The 19,328-nt window shown below is 50.3% G+C and carries 21 protein-coding genes and 1 pseudogene; 10 read left to right on the top strand and 12 right to left on the bottom strand.

Translation table 11 applies throughout. The features are described from left to right. Positions 1–142: 142 nt before the first annotated feature. From xylB to AAZT04_RS15675, 5 genes are all read left to right on the top strand, one after another. The gene (gene xylB / locus AAZT04_RS15695; protein ID WP_434680862.1) at positions 143–1,591 is read left to right on the top strand and encodes a xylulokinase; all 1,449 of its coding nucleotides are present in this window, start codon (positions 143–145) and stop codon (positions 1,589–1,591) included. Continuing rightward, a complete protein-coding gene (locus AAZT04_RS15690; RefSeq protein ID WP_020439333.1) occupies positions 1,588–2,613 on the top strand; it encodes an ABC transporter permease in 1,026 nt (341 codons plus the stop codon). The genes xylB and AAZT04_RS15690 overlap by 4 nt, the downstream gene beginning before the upstream one ends. A 134-nt stretch (positions 2,614–2,747) precedes the next feature. Then, positions 2,748–3,635 (top strand): substrate-binding domain-containing protein, encoded by an 888-nt coding sequence (locus tag AAZT04_RS15685; RefSeq protein WP_434679681.1) that lies wholly within the window; start codon positions 2,748–2,750, stop codon positions 3,633–3,635. Positions 3,636–3,657: 22 nt separating this feature from the next. Then, the gene (locus AAZT04_RS15680; protein WP_020439335.1) at positions 3,658–5,166 is read left to right on the top strand and encodes a sugar ABC transporter ATP-binding protein; all 1,509 of its coding nucleotides are present in this window, start codon (positions 3,658–3,660) and stop codon (positions 5,164–5,166) included. 260 nt (positions 5,167–5,426) lie between these two features. Further along, the gene (locus AAZT04_RS15675) at positions 5,427–5,711 is read left to right on the top strand and encodes a DUF3892 domain-containing protein (RefSeq protein ID WP_434680859.1); all 285 of its coding nucleotides are present in this window, start codon (positions 5,427–5,429) and stop codon (positions 5,709–5,711) included. 51 nt (positions 5,712–5,762) lie between these two features. Here the strand turns inward: AAZT04_RS15675 and hxlB are convergent, their stop codons facing one another. The 7 genes from hxlB to AAZT04_RS15640 form a co-directional block, all read right to left on the bottom strand. Further along, a complete protein-coding gene (hxlB, locus tag AAZT04_RS15670; protein WP_434680857.1) occupies positions 5,763–6,323 on the bottom strand; it encodes a 6-phospho-3-hexuloisomerase in 561 nt (186 codons plus the stop codon). 15 nt (positions 6,324–6,338) lie between these two features. Then, positions 6,339–7,091: an SDR family NAD(P)-dependent oxidoreductase gene (locus tag AAZT04_RS15665; RefSeq protein WP_064387412.1), complete on the bottom strand. Its 753-nt coding sequence runs from the start codon at positions 7,089–7,091 to the stop codon at positions 6,339–6,341. Positions 7,092–7,200: 109 nt separating this feature from the next. Then, positions 7,201–7,845 (bottom strand): ribulose-phosphate 3-epimerase, encoded by a 645-nt coding sequence (gene rpe, locus AAZT04_RS15660; RefSeq protein ID WP_038423125.1) that lies wholly within the window; start codon positions 7,843–7,845, stop codon positions 7,201–7,203. 24 nt (positions 7,846–7,869) lie between these two features. Further along, positions 7,870–9,123 (bottom strand): PTS transporter subunit IIC, encoded by a 1,254-nt coding sequence (locus AAZT04_RS15655; protein ID WP_020439340.1) that lies wholly within the window; start codon positions 9,121–9,123, stop codon positions 7,870–7,872. A gap of 24 nt (positions 9,124–9,147) precedes the next feature. Then, on the bottom strand, positions 9,148–9,441 hold the full coding sequence (locus AAZT04_RS15650; RefSeq protein WP_434681075.1) for a PTS sugar transporter subunit IIB: 294 nt from the start codon (positions 9,439–9,441) through the stop codon (positions 9,148–9,150). 18 nt (positions 9,442–9,459) lie between these two features. Then, positions 9,460–9,909, bottom strand: a complete 450-nt coding sequence (gatA, locus tag AAZT04_RS15645; protein WP_434680855.1) for a PTS galactitol transporter subunit IIA — start codon at positions 9,907–9,909, stop codon at positions 9,460–9,462. A gap of 419 nt (positions 9,910–10,328) precedes the next feature. Beyond that, positions 10,329–11,297, bottom strand: a complete 969-nt coding sequence (locus tag AAZT04_RS15640; RefSeq protein ID WP_015697025.1) for a sugar-binding transcriptional regulator — start codon at positions 11,295–11,297, stop codon at positions 10,329–10,331. A gap of 223 nt (positions 11,298–11,520) precedes the next feature. Between AAZT04_RS15640 and AAZT04_RS15635 the strand changes: the two are divergent. Together AAZT04_RS15635 and AAZT04_RS15630 are read left to right on the top strand one after the other, a co-directional pair. Beyond that, positions 11,521–11,680, top strand: a pseudogene (locus AAZT04_RS15635) (DNA polymerase III subunit theta); the annotation flags it as partial. A gap of 60 nt (positions 11,681–11,740) precedes the next feature. Then, on the top strand, positions 11,741–12,124 hold the full coding sequence (locus AAZT04_RS15630; protein ID WP_434680853.1) for a hypothetical protein: 384 nt from the start codon (positions 11,741–11,743) through the stop codon (positions 12,122–12,124). Positions 12,125–12,179: 55 nt separating this feature from the next. On the opposite strand, the gene AAZT04_RS15625 is transcribed toward AAZT04_RS15630, so the two are convergent. The 5 genes from AAZT04_RS15625 to AAZT04_RS15605 are packed head-to-tail and all read right to left on the bottom strand — an operon-like array spanning position 12,180 to position 16,985. Then, positions 12,180–13,691, bottom strand: a complete 1,512-nt coding sequence (locus AAZT04_RS15625) for a conjugal transfer protein TraG N-terminal domain-containing protein (protein WP_434680851.1) — start codon at positions 13,689–13,691, stop codon at positions 12,180–12,182. Further along, positions 13,688–14,059, bottom strand: a complete 372-nt coding sequence (locus AAZT04_RS15620) for a hypothetical protein (RefSeq protein WP_434680849.1) — start codon at positions 14,057–14,059, stop codon at positions 13,688–13,690. The genes AAZT04_RS15625 and AAZT04_RS15620 overlap by 4 nt, the downstream gene beginning before the upstream one ends. A gap of 17 nt (positions 14,060–14,076) precedes the next feature. Continuing rightward, a complete protein-coding gene (locus AAZT04_RS15615) occupies positions 14,077–15,561 on the bottom strand; it encodes an integrating conjugative element protein (protein WP_434680847.1) in 1,485 nt (494 codons plus the stop codon). 10 nt (positions 15,562–15,571) lie between these two features. Then, positions 15,572–16,579, bottom strand: a complete 1,008-nt coding sequence (locus tag AAZT04_RS15610; protein WP_434680845.1) for a TIGR03756 family integrating conjugative element protein — start codon at positions 16,577–16,579, stop codon at positions 15,572–15,574. 1 nt (position 16,580) lies between these two features. Continuing rightward, on the bottom strand, positions 16,581–16,985 hold the full coding sequence (locus AAZT04_RS15605) for a TIGR03757 family integrating conjugative element protein (protein ID WP_434680843.1): 405 nt from the start codon (positions 16,983–16,985) through the stop codon (positions 16,581–16,583). A 615-nt stretch (positions 16,986–17,600) separates the two neighbouring features. On the opposite strand from AAZT04_RS15605, the gene AAZT04_RS15600 reads away from it, so the two are divergent. The 3 genes from AAZT04_RS15600 to AAZT04_RS15590 all read left to right on the top strand — a co-directional run bounded on the left by AAZT04_RS15600 (position 17,601) and on the right by AAZT04_RS15590 (position 19,243). Then, complete coding sequence (locus AAZT04_RS15600) at positions 17,601–18,119, top strand: hypothetical protein (protein ID WP_434680841.1); 519 nt, start codon at positions 17,601–17,603, stop codon at positions 18,117–18,119. A gap of 10 nt (positions 18,120–18,129) precedes the next feature. After that, positions 18,130–18,582: a DUF421 domain-containing protein gene (locus AAZT04_RS15595; RefSeq protein WP_434680839.1), complete on the top strand. Its 453-nt coding sequence runs from the start codon at positions 18,130–18,132 to the stop codon at positions 18,580–18,582. A gap of 169 nt (positions 18,583–18,751) precedes the next feature. Continuing rightward, on the top strand, positions 18,752–19,243 hold the full coding sequence (locus tag AAZT04_RS15590) for a ferritin-like domain-containing protein (RefSeq protein ID WP_434680837.1): 492 nt from the start codon (positions 18,752–18,754) through the stop codon (positions 19,241–19,243). The last annotated feature ends 85 nt before the right edge of the window (positions 19,244–19,328 follow it).

Here is a 19,328-nt window from a genome sequence, read left to right as displayed (position 1 = left end):
TATTGTTTAAATCAATCATATGAGCAAAGTATAATAATCATATGAGCAAAAATATTTAGTGATTATCTTCCCCTAAGTTGTTCTTTTGCTCAAATGCCGTTGTCAGCTCAAAATTTTGTCGAAACAGTTTAGGGGAAATTGAATGAAACGGGACCTTGTTGCAGGTATAGATTCCTCCACCCAGTCTTGTACCGTCATGCTGCGTAGTCTTGAAAATGGCAAGGTGATCGCACAGGCTCGTAAGTTGCACCCACTGACCACGCCGCCGTGTAGCGAGCAGGATCCGCAAGCCTGGTGGGATGCATTAGTCTCCGCGCTCACTGAATTAAAACAATGGTGGCCACGTATTGCAGGTCTGGCTGTCGGTGGCCAGGGGCACGGCCTCGTCATGCTTGATAATCACGATCGCCCGCTGCGTCCTGCGAAGCTGTGGAATGACACGGAGTCTGCACCGCAGGCGCGTGAATTGTGCGAGAAGATTGCTCCGGAAGAATGGGCACGCCTGACAGGTTCCGTTCCGGGGCCAGCAATGACCATTTCTAAACTGGCCTGGACAGAACAAAATTATCCGGGGCTGCTGGAAAAAGCCCACCGCATCATGCTGCCGTTTGATTATCTGGTTTACCGTCTGAGCGGTAGCTTTGTGTGCGAGCGCGGCGGGGCATCCGGTACGGGTTACTTCAACCCCTTCACCAATAGCTGGGAACCACAGCTGGCTGCGGTGGTTAACAGTCAAATTGACTGGATTTCCCGCTGGCCCACTATCATCCCGTCGCATCAACCTGCAGGCGTGGTGAAGTTGATGCCTGAGCTGGAGGAACTGGCGGGTGCAATCGTGGGTGTCGGGACCGGCGATAACATGTCTGCCGCATTGGGTATGAACCTGAAAACCGGTGATACCGGTATCTCTATCGGGACCAGCGGTACGTTATATGGCATCACCAGGAAAGGGATTACCGACAGCACCGGTACCATCAACGGTTATGCCGATGCGGCCGATCGCTTTATCCCCATGATTACTACACTGAACTCCGCCAAAGTCACCGATACATTTCGCAAAATGCTGCGCGTTACCCCTGACGAATTCGACGAGCTCGCGCTGAGTTCGCCACCCGGCGCCAACGGTCTTCAGCTTGTTCCGTGGCTGGACGGCGAGCGCACCCCCAACCTTCCTGACGCCACGGGACACATGCGCGGATTACGCACCACCACAACGATGCAGGATATGGCTCGCGCCACCGTGGAAGGCGTACTGTGCGGCCTGCTGGCGGGCGGTCTGGTACTAAAACAACATGGCTTCACTGACGACGGTCGCATTATTGTCACCGGCGGCGGCGCAAAGTCACGAGCCTATCGTCAGATTCTGGCTGACCTGACGGGCAAGCCCGTTTGGATTTCTCCGGTGGGTGAAACGGCAGCCGCGGGTGCAGCCATTCAGGCTGCCGCTGCCGTGCTGGGATGCACAAATATTGAAATGGCCGATCGCTGGAGTGTGCCGCTTGAGAAAGTGGCCGAGCCACAACAAGATGCGCGCCATGTCCTGGACGCTTACGTTACCTATGCCAATGCATTATCAGGAGAGCTGCAATGAGTTCAATAACTACCCCTGCAAAAATCAAACCGCCTAAGCAGCCGCTCAAAGTCCCTGCAGAAGCGGGTATCGCCGTTGTTTTCTTACTGGTCATGCTGGGCGGGTTTATCGCCACGCCTAACTTCCTGACTGTTTCGAACATGATGGTGTTGCTTCTGAACGGCGCGGTCATCGGCTTCCTTTGCCTGGGACAATCCTTTGTCCTGCTGACCGGGGGTATCGACCTCTCCTGCGGCTCCATCGTGGCGATGACCTGCGTGGTTGCGGCTTTGCTGATGGAGAAATTTGGCATTCCGTGGCAGCTTGCCGTACCCATCGTTTTGGCGGTGGGTGCGCTGAGTGGGCTGGTAAATGGTCTGATAATCGAACGCACCGGCGTGCCGCCATTCATTGTCACTTTTGCGATGATGGGGGTTGCGGCATCCATACCACAAATTATCACCGGCGCCGAATCGATACGCGTGACGCAAATTGGTTACAGCCTCATCGGTCAGTCAAAACCGATGGGTATTCCGTTCCCTGTCATAGCGCTGCTGCTGGCCATTGTTATTGGTGTCATCTTCCTGCGCCGCACCATCACCGGGACTCACATCTATGCGGTAGGCGGTAACGCAGATGCTGCACGCTTATCGGGGATCAGCATTCCACGCATCACCCTGTTGGTGTATGCAATTTCCGGGCTTTGTGCGGCATGCGGCGGCCTGATTTATGGATCGCGTCTGATGACAGGCTATCCGACGGCGGGCCGTGGTGACGAACTGTTCTTCTCAATAGCGGGTGCGGTGGTAGGTGGCGTCAGTCTGTTTGGCGGCACTGGCAGCCTTATCGGCGCGATGATTGGCGCCATGCTTATTGCCTCAATATCGAATCTAATGAACGTGCTGAACGTCAGTGCCTACTGGCAGCCGCTGGTCATCGGCCTGATCATCCTGTTCGGCGTCACCTTCGATACCTTACGTACCTCAAAAAAAATCGTGATCCCCTGGCTCAAAGTCAGGAAGTCACGCAAAACACAACAATAACGCTTCTTAAACCCTGACCTACGTATATCCAGGAGATAAACATGAAACTCCGTACCACAATCACCGCAGGTGCAGCGATAGTCGCACTGTCCTGCATGCTCGCCGGCTGTAACCGTGAGGATACTGAAAGCACCGTGGGTGCCGGCAAAAAAACATTGGGCGTTACGCTGCCGAACCTCACCAACCCTTATTACGTTGCCATGAAAAAAAGCTTTGAAGACAATGCAGCGGCACAGGGCTTGAACGTAAAAATTTCGATTGCTGATAATGACGACGCCAAGCAACTTTCGCAGGTGCAGAACTTCATTGAACAGAAGGTGGATGCGGTCGCAGTGAACTGCGTCTCCTCAGGTCCGTGCGTGTCGATCATAAACCAGCTTAATCAGGCAAAAATTCCGGCGTTTGCCATCAACATCCTTCCGGATACCGAGGGGATGAAGCAGCAAAACGTCACGCTGGTTCAAGGTGTTCAGACCGATCAGCGTGAAGGCGGCAAGCTCATTGGCCAGCAGCTGTTGAAAGACATTGGTGAAAATGGCACTGCGACAGTGGGTATCGTGGGAGAACCAACATCCATTGCCGCAAATGCACGTGATGAAGGCTTCAAGGAAGCCGTGGCATCCAACAAAAACATTAAGTTCGTCGCGCTGGTCAATGGCAAAGTAGAAGAAACAACCTCCCTGAAAGTCACCACTGAAATGCTGCAGGGCAGGCCAGAAATTAACGTCGTGTACTCAGATACCGAACCTTCCGCGCTCGGGTCACTGGCGGCAATCCAGCAACTGGGGGTCAGTGACAAAGTGAAGCTGTATGCGTTTGTGGATAAAGAAGGCGTCAAAGCCGTTCAGAACAACAGCATATTGAAAGCCGGTGCGATTCAGGAGCCGGTTAAACTGGCTCAGTTGCTGGTTGAAAATGCCAGGAAGAGTCTGAACGGTGAACAGGTTCCAGCCATGATCAACAACCCACCGCTGCTGGTCACCAAAGACAACGCAGCATCGGTAATGGGTTCAGCATACTGACTTAAGTGAAAGGCGAAGAATGATGAATTATGTGGCGAAGCAGGTCAAAATCGGTTTTTCGGGTGTGCAGGTTCTCCACGGTGTGGATTTCAGCGTAAAGCCTGGCGAGATCCACGGCCTCTTTGGCCATAATGGAGCGGGTAAATCAACGCTACTGAAAATCCTGGCGGGCGTTAACACGCAGGATAGCGGAGAGCTGATGATCGGCGAAACACCGGTGCACCTTGCTTCGCCACGGGATGCACTCAACAAAGGTATTGCTTGTGTGTATCAGGAACTCCGTCTCATTCCCGGCATGAGCGTCTGGCAAAACCTTTTTCTCGGACGTGAATGTCGTAAAGGCAGTGGCTTTATAGATGATGCAAGTATGATCGCGCATACCGAGAAAGTACTAAATGATTACCATCTGAGTTTCAGCGCTACCGCGCTGGTCAAAAATCTGTCACATCCTGAAAAGCAGATGCTGGAAGTGGTTTCTAACCTTGATCGCGACGCCCGTTTTCTTTTCCTCGATGAACCGACGACCGCGCTGGAAGGTGCGCAGGCAGAAGAACTGCTGCAGGCAGTACAACGTATCGCACGCGAAAAGCAGATTGGCGTAGTACTGGTCTCTCATAAATTAGACGAAGTGTTGGGTGTTTGTGATGAAGCAACCGTCATGTGCGGCGGCCGAGTGATTTATAACGAAGGCAAAAAGACGCTGAGCAAAAGCGCCATCATTGACGCTATTGTGGGCGATGCAAATGCTTATCAGGCGCCGTCTAACAGCCGTAGTCTGATCCGCGGCGCGATGGGCAAACCCTGGCTCTCGGTCACAAACCTGCAGACTGATCGCCTGAAAGGCATCAACCTTGAGGCATATCGCGGGGAAATTTTGGGTATATACGGGCTGGCTGGCGCAGGCCGAACGCGCTTGTGCCAGACGCTGTTTGGGTTGGAAACCGTTACCGGTGGTGACATCCGGCTGGGTCACAAAGAATACCATCCTTCTTCACCGGCAAAAGCCATTGATAAGGGGATTGCTTACCTGACAGAAGAACGTAAAAAAGATGGCTTCATTCCTCAGATGTCGAGCTATGCCAACGCCATGCTGCCGGTTCTGAAAAAATTCCGTTCTGGCGGATTTGTCAGTCACAGCGCTGCGCGGCAGGCCGCCGCTGAGTTGCTGAGCAAGATGAATACGCTGGGAACGCTGAGCGGACCGATTAAATCGCTTTCCGGAGGCAATCAGCAAAAAGTTCTGCTCGCCAGGGTCATTGCGCAAAACGCCAATCTGGTATTGCTGGATGAGCCGACCAAAGGCGTCGACATTGGGGCAAAAGCGGATATTTATCGCATCATTCATCAGTTGGCAGATAAAGGCTGCTGCGTCATCGTGGTATCGAGTGAGGAAGAGGAATTGCTGGACGTGGCAGATACCATTACGGTGTTCCGACAGGGTAAATGCGATGGTGTGATCATTCCTGCACGCGACCTTAAACCCGCAGATCTTCGCAAAGCCGCATGGGAGCATGCTGAAGCCCAGGCTTAGGGCACTCATTCCGAACAGAACGCATCCAACGGCCAGCTAAGCTGGCCGTTTTTGTTTCAGCATTTGATTAACGTTATAGTTGCCCTCCTGCAGAAGACCCAAACAAATTGCATCAAGTGAGTTACCCCGCATACAGGCTCTGAGCGCTGGCGCAAAATGAGTGGAAAAATTGTGCAATCTGTCATTGGTATATTTGCAACAGGGCAGATATTAAGTTGTGCAAAGTGGCTATACGGCATAGCGCAGAAGGGGCAAGAGAAATGGCAGACTTTTACATCTCGGGTATACGCAGAGACAATGCAGGGCAACACATTCAGTACGTTAAAATCATCAAAGCCGGTAATGGGGAGAAGGACGCATCAATTAACTCGCGTCAGTTTGTCGCTGAGTTGATAAATGCCGGTAAGACAAGCTTTAAAACAATTACCTACGTGAATGACAAGTGGGTTTATGGGGCAATGGTTCATGTTATTGATGGGATTTATCTCACGACTGATCCTAATGATACCAAACGCGATAACCTGGGTAATTTGCCCACTTTTTAATGATGCGATGTTATAAGCGAATGAGCGCTTCCAGCGAAGCGCTCAGTGTCATTACTCAAAATCAGCGTGTCGTTTAAACATGGTTTCACTGGTTTCACGCAGTTGGTCCATGAGTTCCAGCACGATGGCATCGTAGGTGATAAAGCAGAGTTGCTCGAAAGAGGAACCCATTGGCTGCGAAAACTGGCCCAGAGTGCGATCGTTTTCAGTTTTGACCGTTCCCGATAATACCAGCACGCAGTTGGCCAACTGGCCAATCGCAGAGTCTTTCTTCATGGTGACCAGCGCCACGTCGACACCACACTCAACGGCTTTCTGCGCAAGGCTCTTGAGACTGCCTGTTTCGCCACTGCCTGAACCAATAATTAACAAATCACCCGCTTTTGTATGAGGTGATGAAATTTCCCCGACTACGCTGACCGAGAAGCCTAAATGCAATAAACGGTTAGCGAACGCGCGGATGGCAATACCGCTGCGCCCTGCACCTTGCAGGAAAATATGCTTCGCATTACGGATCTTCCCGATAAAATGCTGTGCCTGATCATTGTCGATATTGAGCGCGTTTTGTTCTAGTTCCCTGAGAATACTGACAGTGTTTTCTTGAACACCCATTTTCTTTTCCTCCGGTCAGGCAATTGTACGGCCACCATCCATGAGGATCGTCTGTCCCTGGATGTAAGAATTTGACTTATCAGCAAGGAAAATGGCCAGGTTTGCGACATCATCGATTGTGCCCAGACGACGGACCGGAATTTTCTCCAGTACTGCGTCTAAATCTGCCTGCGTCGGGTAATTAACACGCATCATTTCGCCGGTGTCGATAAGACGCGGCGCGATAGCGTTGACGTTAACACCTTTTGGACCCAACTCCTTCGCCAGACCACGAATAAGGCCTTCCCCCCCCGCTTTACTGGCTGGATAGCTCACCCCCCCGCCGGTACCTGACAGCGCAGAACCGGAGGAGATGTAAACGATTGAACCCTGGTTAGTTAAGAAGTCATCGTAGAATGCTTTGACCGTATTGAATAAACCCGTCAGGTTGATTGAGAGTGTTTTGTTCCACTCTTCGAAAGTAATATCTTTGAGTTTATTAGCAAAAGCGACACCTGCGTTCAAAACCAGAATGTCGATACGGCCATAAGCCTCGATAACTTTTCTGCGCACTTCAACCAGCGCCTGCGGATCAGAGACGTCTGTTTTGACAAAGAGCGATTTAACATTGCCAAAGGTCAGTTCTTCCGCAGTTTTGATGCCATTAGCCTCGTTATAATCGACAATGACGGTATGCGCACCGCGTTCGGCGAATTGTTTTGCAATTCCTTTACCAATCCCATGCGCACCACCGGTAATTAGCGCAACTTTACCTTCAAAATGACTCATCGGTTGTTCTCCTGAATCTTTGTACTTAACGTGAGAGAAATCCCCCACGTCTGCGGTCTACATAATGATTACGCGCTCAATTAAGAGCGCGTGAATGTATGTTGGATACTTAATGCATGACAGACTTTAATGCTTGATAGCTTGCTTTAGGGTTGTCATTAAATAATGCGCCACCGACAACAATTAAATCAGCACCCGCCTCCTGTACTTTTTTCGCTATTTCCAGATTAACGCCACCGTCGACTTCAATTTTAATGTGCCGGCCAGCAATCATTTCTCTGGTTTTCCTGATTTTCTCCAGGCTTTTCTCGATGAAAGTCTGCCCGGGTTGCCCCGGGTTAATGGTCATAATCAGGATGTAATCAATATCGTCCAACAAATATTCCAGAACACTTTCAGGCGTACCCGGATTGATGACCACACCGGCTTTTCGCCCGGCCTTTTTTATTTTCTGTAAAATAAAATGCACATGCGGCGTTGATTCATAATGCACTGAGATCATTTCTGCGCCGGTATTAATAACATCATCAATATGTCTTTCAGGATTAGCCAGCATCATGTGTACGTCGAAAGTCATTTTGCTGGCTTTTTTCATTGCAGAAATTTGATTCGGCCCAAAGGCAATATTATTTACAAAGGTTCCATCCATTAAATCAACATGCAATATTTCAGTGTTCTCCTCTTCTAAAAAACGGAGCTCATCTTGCAGACTTAAGATATTCGCGCCAAAAATTGATGGTAAAATCTGTGCCATGGTAAGCAAACCTCATTTTTAAAATCAATGGAATACAGTGCTCAACCAATACGTCAATACTTCCCACGGGCCGGTCAGTACAAAGTCAGTACCCTGCCCCTGCAAGCCGACGCCTGCGCCATGCAGGAATTGGGTTGCACCCGGAGCCACATATCCTCCTAAATACATCACGACAATACTGAACAGTAAGGTTGAAATAATTGAGCGGATGACGTTTCCGTTGCTGGCCATTACGGTCATGGTTGTCATATAGATGATTGACATCAGAACGCCGATGGGGAAAATCATGATCCCCGGTAAAATCAGTGCGCAAAGCATGGTCAACGGAATGGTGATAACGGTGACGGTGATGGTCGCTGGGTCGCCCAGTGCTAGGGCACAGTCCATACCGATGTTCAGTTCGGCGTCTTTACCCATCTGCTTTTGCATAATCTCTTTGGCACTTTTCCCAATTGGAGACAGTCCTTCCATCAGGACACCCACCACTTTAGGCAGGAGCACCATTACCGCAGCCACCCCCATTGCCATCGGGACAATAGTGGTCACAGGCTGTTTCGTCAGCAGTCCAAGCAGACAACCTACAATGACACCGATGATAGCGGGTTCACCAAACACACCCAGACGTTTCTGTACGCTCTCCAAATCAACGTCGAGCTTGTTCAGTCCGGGGATCAGGTCGATAATTTTATTGACCAGCAGTGCAAAAGGTAATGTCCAGCCTATGTGGATCATGGTGGTACAGGTCGTCCCTTCCAGGCCATAATATTTCTGCCAACGGGGAGCAATTAAATCGCCAATAAACAGAGCGATAACGCTAAGTGCGACTGCCACGCCAAAACCGATAAAGAAGCTGTCAAACACGAAATAGGCCAGCGCGCCGGGAACCAGGAAGTGCATATAATTCCAGATATCAACGTTCAGCGTTTTGGTTAATTTAAGACGAACAAGTAGCAAATTAAGAATAATACCCACTGGAACAACTAAAGCGGCAAAGGGTGCCACCCATGCGGCCGCTCCCACCGCAGGCCATCCAATATCAGCCACAGTGAATCCGCTTCCCAGTTTTGAATAGTAGGCAATTGCCGGCTGCAGGGATGTACTCAACAGATTAACAACCAAACCTAAACCAATGAAACCGATACCCACGGTGATACCAGACTTAATGGCAGCACCGACTTTCATGCGGAAAACCAAACCCAAAATGAAGATGACAAGTGGTAGGATTGCCGTTGCCCCCATGCTTGTTATCGTTAGCATTATGTTTTTTAACATGTCCATCTTGTCATCCCCTGTGTTTTCTTATTAGTTTTTAGCCAGCTCTGTTAATAAATCCCCTAGTTTTTTTCGTAACACGGCTTCATTAATCCCGGTGATAAACCCGGCCACACTCATATGCGGTTTTCCGATATCACCTTTGTAGTTATTCGTGGTTAAAATCACATCAGCACTCTGTAATTCAGAAGGAAGTTCTGACATGCTGCATTTATTTATTTTGAACTGAGTAATACCATATTCTGTACACACGGATTTCACTTCATCAGCAGCGATAGTTGACGTTGCGACACCGCTCCCGCAGGCTACGAGGATATTAATCATCATTATGCTCCTGAACTCTTATTGCATGACGGTAGAAATAAAAAGTGCCTGCGCTTTCTCGGAAGGAAGCTCAAGTAAATTTTGATAAAAGTCTTCCATTTGAAGATTACTAAAAAGGGCCTTCAGCAGTTGCAACTGATTAGCCGGATCGGTAACGACCAAATTGATAATGAGTTTGACCCACAATTTATCGTCGCCATCAGCCTGATCAACCTGAACCGGTTCAGGTAAGCGAATAATATAAATCGACGGGCTGTTGGCCTGGTTGCTATCGCAATGTGGGATCGCCACAGAATAACCATCAAGCAAAATACCGGTTGGATACATGACTTCGCGTTCGCGCAGTGCTGCCAGATAGGTCTTTTTCACTATCCCTTCTGAATACAGCTTTTCATGGATGTGCTGCAGCACCTCATCGTAATTTTTGAATGCTGCACCATCTGCAACATTAATAGCGACTGTACTCACCTTTTCACCTCGCTTTATTGCTCATTAGAGCAAACATAATTGATCATATGAGCAGTTATAGCATACCAATTTTCCGCGCAAACAGAAAACATGCAAAAGTTATAAGCTGATCACAAAATAAATGCATAAGTGCACACATATAATTGCTCATATGAGCAATATCGAGTAATTCATCTTTTAGAACAATCAAGTCAACCGGAGAGGGGAAGTAAAATTTTTATTATAAATCAGACGGATAATAGATTTTTTGAAGGTTTATATATGCGAACTGACCTATGTCAGAGGATTTGGCCATGCTCTGATCTAAGTCATGAGGGTTTACAGAATGACTGATAGCAGTGCCTAATGCATGCCTGAGAGGAAGGTGATCAAGGGCGCGGGCTACGCCCCTGTTGCTGATGTTCCGGGATCTATTTCAATCAGGAATTGACAAGCTTCACCGCAGTATCGAAGTCAGTGATTAACACATCTAAAAGGCCTGACTTCAGGGAAGCGACGATGCCTTCATACTTCTGTTCTCCCCCCGCCACACCAATCACGGTTTTCGTGTTACGCAATTGTTCGGTTGAAATACCAAACCCAAGACGGCTCATCGGGCTATCAAGGATCTCGCCTTTACTGTTAACGAGAGTAATGCAGACATCCGCAGCGATATCTTTCTCAAACAGATTTTTTTGCCACGACTCGGGAAAAATATCACACAAACTGGATGAGCCCGTTTTCCAGGCGCCAATACCGGTGATGACAACATCCAGCTGAGAATAATATTGTTGGGTATCCACCACAGCCGGATCACTGGCCAGTTTTTGGGCCAGGCTTTCATCATCCACCCACATCGGCACATACATAGGATGAGCCTTGCCCTGAGAGATAGTCGACAGTCTGTGGATAAGGTCGATCGGGCCCTGGCTAAATTCAATGCCGGGATGAACGCCAGATAGCTGAACAACATCTAATGCCGGCAAGCTGGTGAGTTGACTCACTGTGCTGGATAAAACGCGTCCCCATGCAATACCAACCTTCATTCCCTCAGCGAGATTATTGTTGAGATAACTTGCAGTGATACCACCCAGCTTCTCATTCAGTTCTTCCTGATTGGACCAGGATTCGGACACGGAAAGCACGATTGCCTTCTGCAGACCATACTTTCCGCAGAGATTAAGTGCGATCTCTTCGTCAAGCAGTTGCTGCTTTGGAAAGAGAAACTTCACATACTCTTCCTTAATTGCCTCATCGATAAGACGCGCCGCTTTAAATCTCGAAATCTCGAGTTCTTCAGCAATCTCAGTTTTGGTCTTCATCTCAACAAAGTAACGTCGGACGACGAGAGAATAGATATAGCGGGGATCGTAACCTGACCAGCGGCTGTTTTTTATACGTTTAGGCATAGAGCATTCCATCTTCATCCAAAGACAATATCAGCTGAGTTAAACTGTTACCCCTGCAATTTACTCATAAGAGTACACTTTTACCTGCTCTTTTGACATGAGCAAATGAGTTTTATCTTTTGGCTGAGTGGACTGACCCTGTTCTGTTTTGAAGTAAAACAAGAGGGGCTATGTGTCAGGTCTTTCCCTCTCTCCAAACTGACACTATCTTTCTGTAAGTGCCGTCATATTCAAAGAGCGCTACAACATGCCGGTGATCCTGGAACATGTCGAAGTGGAGCAACCAGCGCATTTGCGAGCATACCTCAGAGAGCGGTTGGCTGCATCATCGTGCTCAGAAAGACAAACTTGGGCGACTGTCGCCTACAGAGCCCAGCAAATAGCCACTGGTTGTTATCTAGGCTATAGTGGCGGAAAGGCCTAACAAGATATAGGGTGGCATTATGAGCCAAACTCGAAAGCAGCAAGCCTACCAACGGGGTATTCGGATAGCACGTATGTGGAAGCGTCTTAAAGGCACGATTTTGAGATGGGATACATTCTGTGTGTCTAAAGCTCGTAAGCACAAGCTTCCTGGCTGGATTGGGCATGTACCCATTGCTGTTGCGTTTCTAGGTTCAGCCGCCGCCGCCCTGTTTGGTGGCATCATCATTGCAGGCAGCCTGCTTTTCATTTGGGCTATAGCTATCATTCTTCAGAATGTAAACACCTCTAATGAGAATGTATTTGATGATGATAGGGGTTCTGGGCCATCAATCAGGCATGGTAATGACGGGTACGGCTACTACACTAGTTCTGATGACCTCACTTCAGAGCGATTAGACTGAGCAAAAACAAGAGTTAGGGGGAGCATTTTTGCAGCTTCCCCCGTACCCATAGATATTATAATTTTACCGATTTTTTAAGCGTATTAACTGCATCACCACCAGTCTCTTGAGCTTTAGAAACGCCAGTTCTTAGTGCGCTACCAACGGCTTGACCGACACTAATCCCTGCCCATGATAATGCCCCAAGCCACACAGCAGGCAGCACCAAGAACATACACCCCATCACCAAATTCATAATGAGGTCATCAGAACTGTTCTGAAAACCGGCCACGTTCCATCGGCTATGTGTATCCGAGCCGTATAGCGCTTCCAGCAGCCAGCTGTCCAGCCAGCGCGCCAGCTCCCACCAGAAGGTCAAAAAGTTCAGCGCGAACACCACGAACGTCACGGTGATCACCGTCTTATACTCGTAGGCTGCGAATGCCAGGATAAGTGGCACCATGATGTACACCGCCATCAACAGTACCGCCTGCACCATCGGCAATGCCTGACGCATCGCATCAAATGCCGGATACGCCGCCAGGCTCCCCAGTGCGGTCCCGCCCATCGAGGCAATACGGTTAACCGAGTTGTCCAGGGTGAAGTCAGCGTTGCCGCCATAGCCGGCATACGCCCGTCCACCCTGAGATACCGTCAGGTTATCCGGGCTGACCAGACGACGCACCACCGCTTCTTTATAGTCCGAGTCAGATTGTCCCATCATCTTCAGCGCGGCGGACATCCGCAGCATCACGCCCGGGTCGACCTGCTTCACTACCCTGGCCTCCAGGCCCGTATCGCCGGCTGACCACCACTCGCTGCAGGTCGGGTACCCACCCCGTCCGGTGTTTGGCCGACCGCTGTCCCGCCCTTCATTCCACGGGAAACTGGCGCGCGGCGTTTTCGACTGCAGGTTGTTGTAGTAGCCGCCGTTCAGGAAGGTTTTCGACCCCAACCACTCGATATCACGCAGCGTGGCCTTGTCCGTCGTCTGCCCCTGGTCGCGGTTCTGCCAGGTATACAGCGCCAGCGCGTAGCAGTCGTTGGTGAAGTCCTGCAGCTCCTTCGCCAGCGCCGGGTTGTTGACCCGACTGTGCTGGACCTCAAAGCGGACCTGCCGCAGATCCGGCCGGCACGGAATGGTGGCCACGGCCGCCGACGTGATCCCCTTCGACAGCTTATGCACTACCAACCACCACACCGGCACCTTCGCCGTTTGGCCGTTCATACTCGACATGATATTGGCGTACCCGGTTTCATCCGGTTTTTTGGGTGTCCAGGTACCGCAGGTTGCCGCCCGACTGCTGTCATATTTGATGGTATCCAGGCTGACATTCATCAGCGGCAGGCAGCAGGCAAGCATCACGAAGAACGCACCATAAAGCAGGTTCTCGATGCGCGGCAGGGACAGCATCCCTTTGTTGCCCTCATCCTCACCTTCCTCCCGGACCTTCAGCCAGATGGCCGCTACCTTGAACAGCAGCGGCAGCACAAACAGCCCCGTACTGACCAGCAGCTCCCACAGGCCGTTGTTAATCAGCCAGCCGAGCAGCGTCAGGAAATACTCCAGATAGCTGTTGGTCATCATAAGGTCAGCCCTCCGCCAAAGAGGCTGTATTCACACGCCAGGGCAAATACCGCGCAGGCGATGGCCATGCGTTTGAGCGGTTGCCGGTATTCTGGTTTGCACCCCGGCGCATGCCAGATCTTCCAGAATCCCCAGGTCAGCATAGCGTATAGCGCCAGACGCCAGCTCAGCCAGCCATAACGGGTGCTGTGCACCCAGTCACGCAGCGCGACACTCTCTCCTGGGTGATTGACACCCCAGTGGGCCATGCCCAGCGCCACTATCATCGCAATCACAAGCATGCCCAGCATCTGCAGGGCACGCTTTGCCCGGTGACCGAGCCGGCCGCCCCTGCGGGGCGACAAGCCTTGTTTCTCTGTTCCAGTCATTAATGCATCCCCCACGGTTACTGGTCGCTTTCCGGTACGGCCAGCTGGTTAAACTTGGTATCCGGGCTGTCAACCGACTGACGCTGCGGGTTGGTTTCCGCGCGGTTGTTCTCGCGATCGATAATGGTCAGTACCGCGTTACGGGAAATCTCGCGCTTCATTTCCATTTCATTCTTCAGCGCAGTGATCTCACGATCCAGCGCCTCGATACGACGATCCCCCTCTTCCATCGCCACTTTCTGTGCGGAGGCATTGGGCTCGGACATCCCGGTAGTGATCATGCGACGCATAATGAAGGCCGTTTCAATGGTATCCGCCATCGCCAGTTCGCTGGCCAGACGGCCGACCAGAGCAGCATTATCCGGGTCACGCTGCAGCGCCTTGATAACCCCGGCGGTCACCGCCAGGCTGCCCGTTTTGAGCTTGGCCAGGTTGCCCGTGGTGGGTTTCTCTGCCCCGTTGACCAGTTTGGCCAACTGCTCGTTATTTGCTTTTGTCGCCTCTTCCAGCATCGGCGCAAAACCGGTGCCGGCCACGGTACTGCCGGGCTGTTCGCTCCCTTCTCCACTGGTACATTGCGCCGCATCTTTACAGGTACGCAGTGAGGTATCGCCCAGCACCTTCACTACTGCTGCTGCCGCTTCTTCGCTACTGGCATATTTGGCACAGGCGCCGCCAGTGCAGTTGCTGCCAGACACGCTGGAGGTACTGGTGACGGGCAGCGCATTCATCATGTTGTAGCCGGCGGCCGCCAGGTCGTGCGTCGGTTTGATGGCCGGCTGACCGGAGCCACCTCGCTTCTGACCGCCGATCCAGGTCTGCCCCGATTGCCCGGTCACCTTCTCCGTCGCGTTCATTGAACGCACCGCATCCGCGTCCCCGTTATTGACCAGACTCTTGGCTTCCTCCATCGCTGCCGCCTGGCTCCAGCCGCCGGTATCCGCCATGTCCATCATGCGCTTCGAGAGGTTCTGACAGTTCAGCTGCGCTTTATCGAACGCGACGCCGCCCTGTAGCACCCCGTTGGTCAGCATTTCATACAGTCCCGGGTTGGCACGCTGGATAGCCATCGCCGGCAGGCTGGCCACCGCGCCGGTGGCGCCCTGGATAACGCTGCCCATCAGGTTCTTGAAGCCGTCGGTGACACCATTAAGCTGATTACCGATCGTCGTTTTCAGATCGAAGTTGCCGCACATCAAATCCGAGCTCCAGCCCAGGTTCATGCCCAGGCGTTGCATGTTGCCGCGTGTCGCCGGCTGTGAGATCACCGAGCCACCGCCCAGGGAATAAAACAGCTTGTCCGAGACCGCGCCGCTGGCGCTCTTCCCGTAACCGATATTGCTGTCATTCACCTGGGGCAACGAAATGCCAAACAAAGTACCGTTATCATCATTGTCGTCAGCGTGCGCGTTCATGCCGACCAGCATCAGACTGCTGACAACCCACAGAGACAGCAGGCTGCGCCGGCCTCGGAAAGTGCGTTTATTCATCGTGTTATTCATCGTTCATGCCTCAAAAGTCCGTGCTGGAGAGGAAACGCTGCCCGCGGCGCTGGCAGCAGCTGTAGGGTTGCCACAGGGCAAAGGCAGCGTTCGCATCCGCTGCCGGCGGATGGTCGCCGTCCGGGAACACGGCGCAAGACTGGCTGAGCTGCGGCGCCAGACGTTGCCACTTGTGGTTGTTGGTACCGGTGTTCTCCGTCACCGCGCCTGGAGGCCAGTACCCCTCAGAGCGCTGGCCCATCAGGGGTTGATAGACGTGGGGCTGGCCAGAACGGGTGATGATGTCCGCCACTCGCTGCGCCACCAGGGCACCGGCCTTGTCGTCATCGACCTGGGTCACAAACCCCGAGCGGGGATAGACATTGCCCCACATATTCGCGGCCGCCTGACTGCCAACCTCACGCATCCCCGGCACCAATGCCTCCGGGTAGAGGGATTCGGGAATACCGGTACGCCATGCCAGGCTGTCCAGCGTGCTGAGGAAATACGGCACAAAGGGGGTCGCCGCGCTGCGGCACGAATAGCCGGCAATGCTGCCGCCAATCAGGGACGTTGCCGGATGACCAATGGCATCGGCATACTTGAAGTGGAGGTTGGTTTTACGTTCCCCGGGGGTTTTCAGCTCGTTATTGCCGCCGCCGGCAGACACGCCACTCAGTGCGCTGGTGATACTGCTTTCCAGCCCGCCGGCAGCCTGACTTACCATCGACATTTCACTCCAGGGATTACTCCCCTGCGAGTTGTACGTCGACACCACGGCTTCCGGGATAAAGTGGGTGACTTTGACGGAGGTCCGCACCTTGCAGCCAAACGGCGTGCACAACAGCCAATAACAAATTCCGCTGACGCGCCAGCTGATGCAGACCTGCGATACCGCACTCGCGACAATCTGCGCGCTGTTGAGCGCAGCGTTCGCTGCCGGCACGCTGGCCGCGGACAACATCATGGCCACACTGAGGGATTTGAGGGTAAGGCGGGGTTGCTCCGGGGGCATCCCATGCAAAGGGGTTCGCTGCATATCACTGCCTCCCTTGTGACTGGGTGCGCAGCGCCATAGCCTGGGCGACATCAGCCGTGCCATACACCACGTCCCTACCGTCAAACACGACGGCCGGTACTTTTGTCACGCCCAGTTCCCAGGCGCGCACCACCGCACGGTAGACCGTGGCCAGTTCCTGTTCATGAGCCTGCCATTGCGGTGACTGCAGCACGGCTTTAGCCTGGCGCTCGGCTTCATCCGGGTTCGACGACAGCTCTCCAAACGTCTGCGCCTGCAGCTGTTCAGGACCGTCAAGATAAATAACGGATACCGAGGCATCGACGTTACTCGGGGGATGGTGAGAATCGGTATAAAGTACCGTGCCGGCAAACACCGATACCGGCATCAGCAGAGGAAATAACGTCAGCAACATGCTGATTTTCATGGCCTGAACTCCTGCATGGATTGAATCCACATAGGGTGCTACGGGCAGCTCAGAAAGGCAGCAAAGAAGTCTTTATTGGATTATGATAATTTTAGTCGTTGATACTGCAACCGATCTAGATCATCACTTTCGTCATCTGCATTAGTCGCGGCTTGAAGTTGTTCTTGGTGGCATAAAAAACCGGTCTGATACGGCTGGTTTTTGGGGACAAGCAGCATTGTCGATAGTTAATATTTTACATATTCGCTAATATTCGGAACAACCATGTCAAAGCTAAGTTCAGATGTCCGTTGCCAGCAAACTTGAAATGCCCATACCAAAGATGGATTTTCGATTATTAGTATAGTTTTAAACAAAAGCCTGAGAAAAAATGCATTATCTTTGAATTGTTACCAACAAAACAAGAAGATAAATCCGAGTGTAAAGTCACCAAAGCAATCTGTCCTCACATGTTTATTTGTTTCATATCCAGGAGCGATGCGAGAATAGAGATATACAAACCTCTATTTGATGCGAGTGTTTCGTATAGATAGTCTATAATTATGTTTCCTAGAAAACCGTTAACAAGGCATTATGAACTTCCATCTCAGTTCATTATAAGTGCTTGAGGTAATTATGAAAAAAGATCGTGACGATGAGAAAAAAAGCCGCAACGTTCCGGTAATTGAGCATCTCCCCTTATTGCGAGTCTCGTGGCACCTGGAAAAATTAGGATACTTTGTTATATTTACCGTGGTATTTTTAGCGTTACTTGGTTTTTTTTCAAATGGTATATTAAGCGATAAAGAGAAATTTAATGAAAGTAAAACGCTAAAAATAAATTATGAAAAATTTGTGAGAAACGGCACCCAAACAGAACTGAAAATAAGAATGAAAAACGACGAAAATAAATATATCACAGTCATTATTTCTGATCAGCTTGACAATTTTTATATGATTGAAAGTGTTGTACCACAATCATTACAAGTCAGTCACCAAGATAATAATCTATACTTTACCAGTCCGAAGAATGCAAGTCAGCAGTGGCATACTTTTACCTTTATTTTACGCTCAAAAGAATGGGGGGAATTTCAAGCCAGGATAACAGGAGCGGATGGTAAGCCTGTCACAATCAATCAGTGGATCTATCCATAAGGAGGTTCAGATGGACATAGTTATCCGTACCGCAGCCATCTACTTTGCGTTATACATCGTATTAAAGATTGCCGGTAATCGCACGTTATTAAGGATGACATCCTTTGATTTCATTTTACTTCTTATCGTCAGTGAGGCTACACAGCAGGCTATGTTGCCAGATGATTTATCCGTCACGTCAGCAATTATTGCCATTGTTACGCTGTTTTGTATTGATATCATTTTTTCTTTGATAAAAAATAACATCCCTCTTGCGGATAAAATTTTCGATGGTTCCCCTATTATCCTGATTGAATATGGAAGGTTACTGTCCTGGCGTATGAAAAAAGTGCATTTAACTCAGGACGATATTATGGAGATAGCCAGAACCAAGCAAGGGATAGAGTGTATAAGTCAGATTAAATTTGCCATAATGGAAAAAAATGGTGACATTTCAATTATAAAGAATCCCAGCAAGGATTGATGATAACGCAATAGTGTTATTGCATAAATGTAATTAGGAATATTCCTAATGTCATTGTACCATCACCACAATTATGCGGAATCTTATTTTATAGTCTATAATTATAAATTGAACACACACCTGTGTTCATTACATAGAATAACACCGAATTTTATACAGGAGTGACACTATGTCAATTAAGACGTTAAACGATCTTTTTATCCATGCACTTTCCGACGTTTATAGTGCTGAAAAACAACTGACCAAAGCATTACCCAAATTAGCTCGAGCTGCCGATCAGGAAGATCTGGTTAATGCTTTTAAGACTCACCTGGAAGAAACACAAGGTCAGATCGAACGGCTGGATGAACTGGTCGAAAACACCCCGGACGTTCGGATCAAACGAGTTAAATGTTTGGCTATGGAAGGTCTGGTTGAGGAAGGCCAGGAAGTCATCGACAGTATTGTCCCCGGACCAGTGCGAGATGCCGGGTTGATAGCTGCTGCGCAAAAAGTTGAGCATTATGAAATTGCCACGTATGGCACGTTGTGCGCTTTAGCCGAAAAGTTAGGCTACACAACAGCTAAAAAACTGTTGGGTGAAACGTTAGAAGAAGAAAAAAGTACCGATAAAAAACTCACGCTGATTGCTGAGAAAAAAGTAAATACGCAGGCAGCGTAACGGTATACCTTGGGCGTCATTTTTTGGCCGGATTACACCGGCCTTTTTTAACTTCGTTAACGAGGTAACCCATGTTTGACAAAAA

This window comes from Serratia sp. Je.1.23.a (genome assembly GCF_051129805.1).
GTDB classification, from domain to species: domain Bacteria; phylum Pseudomonadota; class Gammaproteobacteria; order Enterobacterales; family Enterobacteriaceae; genus Serratia; species Serratia liquefaciens.
This window is presented reverse-complemented; position numbering and strand designations above follow the sequence as displayed.

Bases quoted from the DNA above. Each gene is read 5' to 3' on its own strand.
- AAZT04_RS15610 (WP_434680845.1), bottom strand. From the start codon at position 16,579: ATGCAGCGAACCCCTTTGCATGGGATGCCCCCGGAGCAACCCCGCCTT.
- AAZT04_RS15625 (WP_434680851.1), bottom strand. From the start codon at position 13,691: ATGATGACCAACAGCTATCTGGAGTATTTCCTGACGCTGCTCGGCTGG.
- AAZT04_RS15665 (WP_064387412.1), bottom strand. From the start codon at position 7,091: ATGAGTCATTTTGAAGGTAAAGTTGCGCTAATTACCGGTGGTGCGCAT.
- AAZT04_RS15675 (WP_434680859.1), top strand. From the start codon at position 5,427: ATGGCAGACTTTTACATCTCGGGTATACGCAGAGACAATGCAGGGCAA.
- AAZT04_RS15655 (WP_020439340.1), bottom strand. From the start codon at position 9,123: ATGGACATGTTAAAAAACATAATGCTAACGATAACAAGCATGGGGGCA.
- AAZT04_RS15640 (WP_015697025.1), bottom strand. From the start codon at position 11,297: ATGCCTAAACGTATAAAAAACAGCCGCTGGTCAGGTTACGATCCCCGC.
- AAZT04_RS15620 (WP_434680849.1), bottom strand. From the start codon at position 14,059: ATGACTGGAACAGAGAAACAAGGCTTGTCGCCCCGCAGGGGCGGCCGG.
- AAZT04_RS15630 (WP_434680853.1), top strand. From the start codon at position 11,741: ATGAGCCAAACTCGAAAGCAGCAAGCCTACCAACGGGGTATTCGGATA.
- AAZT04_RS15595 (WP_434680839.1), top strand. From the start codon at position 18,130: ATGGACATAGTTATCCGTACCGCAGCCATCTACTTTGCGTTATACATC.
- AAZT04_RS15615 (WP_434680847.1), bottom strand. From the start codon at position 15,561: ATGAATAACACGATGAATAAACGCACTTTCCGAGGCCGGCGCAGCCTG.
- AAZT04_RS15680 (WP_020439335.1), top strand. From the start codon at position 3,658: ATGAATTATGTGGCGAAGCAGGTCAAAATCGGTTTTTCGGGTGTGCAG.
- rpe (WP_038423125.1), bottom strand. From the start codon at position 7,845: ATGGCACAGATTTTACCATCAATTTTTGGCGCGAATATCTTAAGTCTG.
- hxlB (WP_434680857.1), bottom strand. From the start codon at position 6,323: ATGGGTGTTCAAGAAAACACTGTCAGTATTCTCAGGGAACTAGAACAA.
- AAZT04_RS15690 (WP_020439333.1), top strand. From the start codon at position 1,588: ATGAGTTCAATAACTACCCCTGCAAAAATCAAACCGCCTAAGCAGCCG.
- AAZT04_RS15650 (WP_434681075.1), bottom strand. From the start codon at position 9,441: ATGATTAATATCCTCGTAGCCTGCGGGAGCGGTGTCGCAACGTCAACT.
- AAZT04_RS15590 (WP_434680837.1), top strand. From the start codon at position 18,752: ATGTCAATTAAGACGTTAAACGATCTTTTTATCCATGCACTTTCCGAC.
- AAZT04_RS15605 (WP_434680843.1), bottom strand. From the start codon at position 16,985: ATGAAAATCAGCATGTTGCTGACGTTATTTCCTCTGCTGATGCCGGTA.
- xylB (WP_434680862.1), top strand. From the start codon at position 143: ATGAAACGGGACCTTGTTGCAGGTATAGATTCCTCCACCCAGTCTTGT.
- AAZT04_RS15600 (WP_434680841.1), top strand. From the start codon at position 17,601: ATGAAAAAAGATCGTGACGATGAGAAAAAAAGCCGCAACGTTCCGGTA.